This window comes from Alicyclobacillus sendaiensis NBRC 100866 (assembly GCF_001552675.1).
Classification (GTDB): Bacteria; Bacillota; Bacilli; order Alicyclobacillales; family Alicyclobacillaceae; genus Alicyclobacillus; species Alicyclobacillus sendaiensis.
Genome location: NZ_BCRQ01000110.1, coordinates 1 through 2,983 on the forward strand (window position 1 = coordinate 1; position 2,983 = coordinate 2,983).

The following is a 2,983-nucleotide window of genomic DNA, read 5'->3' on the forward strand; positions in this document are numbered from 1 at the left end:
CGATCGCGACTCGCGTCGCGATCGCCCGCGCTGTCTCGGGCTCTACAGCACATGGCTGCCCACGAGACCGAGCAGGTAGGAGACAATACCGACGATGATCCCTGCGATGGTCATCTCGATGCCGCTCGACCACCAGGAGCGCACGGTGACGAGGCTCTTCAGGGCGCCCACTACGAAGTGCGCGGCAAGGCTCACGGCCGCAGCGGCGATGACGGCAGCGAGACCATGCATGAAGAAGAATGGGATCAGAGGCACGACCCCGCCGATGAAGGTGGACAGCCCGCCCGACAGGGCGGCGGCCCACGGATTTCCGCGACTCGCCTCGTGGATTCCGTGCTTCTCCTGCGCCATGGTCCTTAGAAACAGGTCGTCGTCCCTGGCAATGCGCTCGGCAATGTCCCTGGCCTCGTGCGGTTCGAATCCGCGGGTCTCGTAGATGAGCGAGAGAATCTGAATCTCGCGCTCCCGGTTCTGCTCGATGTCCCTTTGCGCCTCGTGGAACGCCTTATCGAGCAATTCATTTTCCGATCTCGTCGCCAGCCACGCGCCGGCAGCCATGGACAAGGTGCTCGCCAACGCACCAAAGAAGCCTGAGATGAGGATGGTCTGATTGTTGTCGGTGTAACCGGCGACACCAGCGATGATGCCGAAGATGGCGCCGAGCCCGTCGTTCACTCCGTAAATGGCATCGCCGATCCAACTCGGCGTCTTGCGCTGTTCTCGTCCCATCAGTTCGTCGAGTTTGGCGGATGGTGAAAGGGTGCTCATCTTCCATCGTCCTCAGTTCTGCAGAATTTGGCCGCTCCGCGCGGCGTTGCAATGGCTACACAACCTCATCATAAAGGCGCTTGGTAAAATAAGTCAACCCTAAGCGTTCCAGTTAGCACCACCTTATCGAGCCCATTAGGACAAAGATCGCCCAAGGAGGAGATTGCACATGCCGCATCCGGTGCCATCGTTGAAAGAAGCGTACGCGTCCCATTTTCGCGTGGGCGCCGCGGTGAACGCGAAGACGATTCACACGCACGCCGACCTCCTCGAAGGCCATTTCAGCAGCCTGACGCCGGAGAACGAGATGAAGTGGGAGCGCATTCACCCTGCCGAAGATACGTATGCGTTTTCTGCTGCTGACCAAATCGTTTTATTCGCGCGCGATCACGGCATGTTTGTGCGGGGCCACACGCTCGTGTGGCACAACCAGACACCTTCGTGGGTCTTCCAGGACGCGCTTGGCCAATCCGCGCCCGGGAAGCTCGTCCAGGCGAGGCTTGAGGCGCACATCGCCGAGGTCGTGGGGCGCTACCGGGGGGATGTCTCATGCTGGGACGTGGTGAACGAGGCCGTGATCGACCAAGGGGAAGGGTGGCTGCGCCCGAGCCCGTGGCGCCAGGCCCTCGGGGACGACTATATCGAGACGGCGTTTCGCTTGGCGCATCAAGCGGATCCCGGGGCGCTTTTGTTCTACAACGACTACAACGAGACGAGGCCGGAGAAGCGGGAGCGCATCCTGCGGCTCGTCGAGCACCTGTTGGAGCGCGGCGCGCCGGTTCACGGCGTGGGGTTGCAGATGCATGTCTCGTTGGACGATCCGCCCGTTGAAGAGATGGAAGAGGCCATCGAGCGGTACCGCGCGCTTGGCCTTCGGCTGCACGTCACGGAGCTCGACGTGAGCGTGTACCCGTGGGTGCACGAGCCGGATCGGCCGCAGGCGCCGGCGCGCCCGTACGACGAGGAGATGGCCGAGCGGCTCGCGGCCCGATACGAGGACCTGTTTCGGCTCTTTTTGCGGCATCGGGACGTGATCGACAACGTGACGCTCTGGGGCGTGGCAGACGATTTGACGTGGCGAGACGACTTTCCTGTGAAGGGCAGAAAGGACTATCCGCTCCTCTTTGACGTCCATCACGCCCCGAAAGAGGCGTTCTGGCGCGTCGTTGGCGTCGCTGAACGCTGAACTTTTCGACGGGGCGGCCGAGTGGTAGAATGTGCCCAAGAAGGCGAAGGTGAGGGGGCGATGGCCTTGCGGGGCGCCGTGTGCGCGGTCATGTTGGCGAGTTGGGCGGGGATGGTGGCCGTGAGCCCGCCGGTTGGGGCAGCCACGCTGTCGCCCGGGGCTGAATTGCAGCAGGCCATTCAAGCTTGGCAGCAGGCGCCCTATCGCCAGACGCAGGCGTCCGCCGAGGTCAGCCTGTCCGTCACCTGGCAGGCAGCAGAGGCGCAATCGCCCACCTGGTCGAATTTGGCGAAGAGGCTTGCGCGCGACGGGCAACGGGTGCTGTTTCGAGCGGACGATGACGTGTGGCAGGTGGGCGGAGACAGGGCGGAATGGTTCGCCTGCTCCGGCGCCACCGGGGATGCGAGCGTGTTCTGGTTTCGGGGCGCAGCGTACGAAAAGGAGCAGGGCCAATGGGTGAGCGCCGCGGCGCGTCCCGTGCTTTGGAATCCCCTGCTCGGCGCATGGACGTCGCCGCGCGTGACGGCGCGTAGCGCGAGCGAGGACGACCTTGTGGCGGTGATGGCGGCGGCATCCGCCAAGTCCGTTTGGGGTCCCTGGATCGCGGGCGCCGTCGGTTCGGCGCTCTATGGAAGCCGGCCAATGCCCCAGGCCGACCTGCAAGCGCTCTTGGCCCACACCACGGTGTACGGCCACTTTGGCGTCTCGCGCGCCGCGGGGGCGCCAGCGCTTCAAGGGGCGACGGTGGCGGCGGTCGTCGCTGTGCCGAGTCAGGTGGTTGCGCACGCACTCGGCGGCAAGGTGGCAAGCGCGGTGCGGCGCATGACGTGGCGGATCGACTGGACCATGAAGGCGAGCTACCTGCAGGTTTCGGAGCCGCTGCCGCAAGGGCTCCAGCCGGCCGGATGGCCTTCGCCGGGGGTGGGGAACTCGACCGAAACCAACTCGGCCGACGGCAACGCGGCGCAGTCCAACGGTGAAACCGCGGGCGGATCGCTCCAGAACGGAGCGTGAAGTCATCCTGCGAGG

Annotated in this window: 3 protein-coding genes; 2 read left to right on the plus strand and 1 reads right to left on the minus strand. The window is 64.6% G+C overall.

Going from position 1 to position 2,983, the window contains the following annotated elements:
- Window positions 1–42: 42 nt before the first annotated feature.
- A complete protein-coding gene (locus AS26_RS13360) occupies window positions 43–768 on the minus strand; it encodes a VIT1/CCC1 transporter family protein (protein WP_062310571.1) in 726 nt (241 codons plus the stop codon).
- A gap of 169 nt (window positions 769–937) precedes the next feature.
- On the opposite strand from AS26_RS13360, the gene AS26_RS13365 reads away from it, so the two are divergent.
- Together AS26_RS13365 and AS26_RS13370 are read left to right on the plus strand one after the other, a co-directional pair.
- On the plus strand, window positions 938–1,954 hold the full coding sequence (locus AS26_RS13365; RefSeq protein ID WP_062310573.1) for an endo-1,4-beta-xylanase: 1,017 nt from the start codon (window positions 938–940) through the stop codon (window positions 1,952–1,954).
- 60 nt (window positions 1,955–2,014) lie between these two features.
- The gene (locus tag AS26_RS13370; protein ID WP_062310576.1) at window positions 2,015–2,968 is read left to right on the plus strand and encodes a hypothetical protein; all 954 of its coding nucleotides are present in this window, start codon (window positions 2,015–2,017) and stop codon (window positions 2,966–2,968) included.
- The last annotated feature ends 15 nt before the right edge of the window (window positions 2,969–2,983 follow it).

Excerpts from the sequence above, each read along its gene's own strand:
- AS26_RS13360 (WP_062310571.1), bottom strand. The coding sequence starts at position 768 with ATGAGCACCCTTTCACCATCCGCCAAACTCGACGAACTGATGGGACGA.
- AS26_RS13365 (WP_062310573.1), top strand. The coding sequence starts at position 938 with ATGCCGCATCCGGTGCCATCGTTGAAAGAAGCGTACGCGTCCCATTTT.
- AS26_RS13370 (WP_062310576.1), top strand. The coding sequence starts at position 2,015 with ATGGCCTTGCGGGGCGCCGTGTGCGCGGTCATGTTGGCGAGTTGGGCG.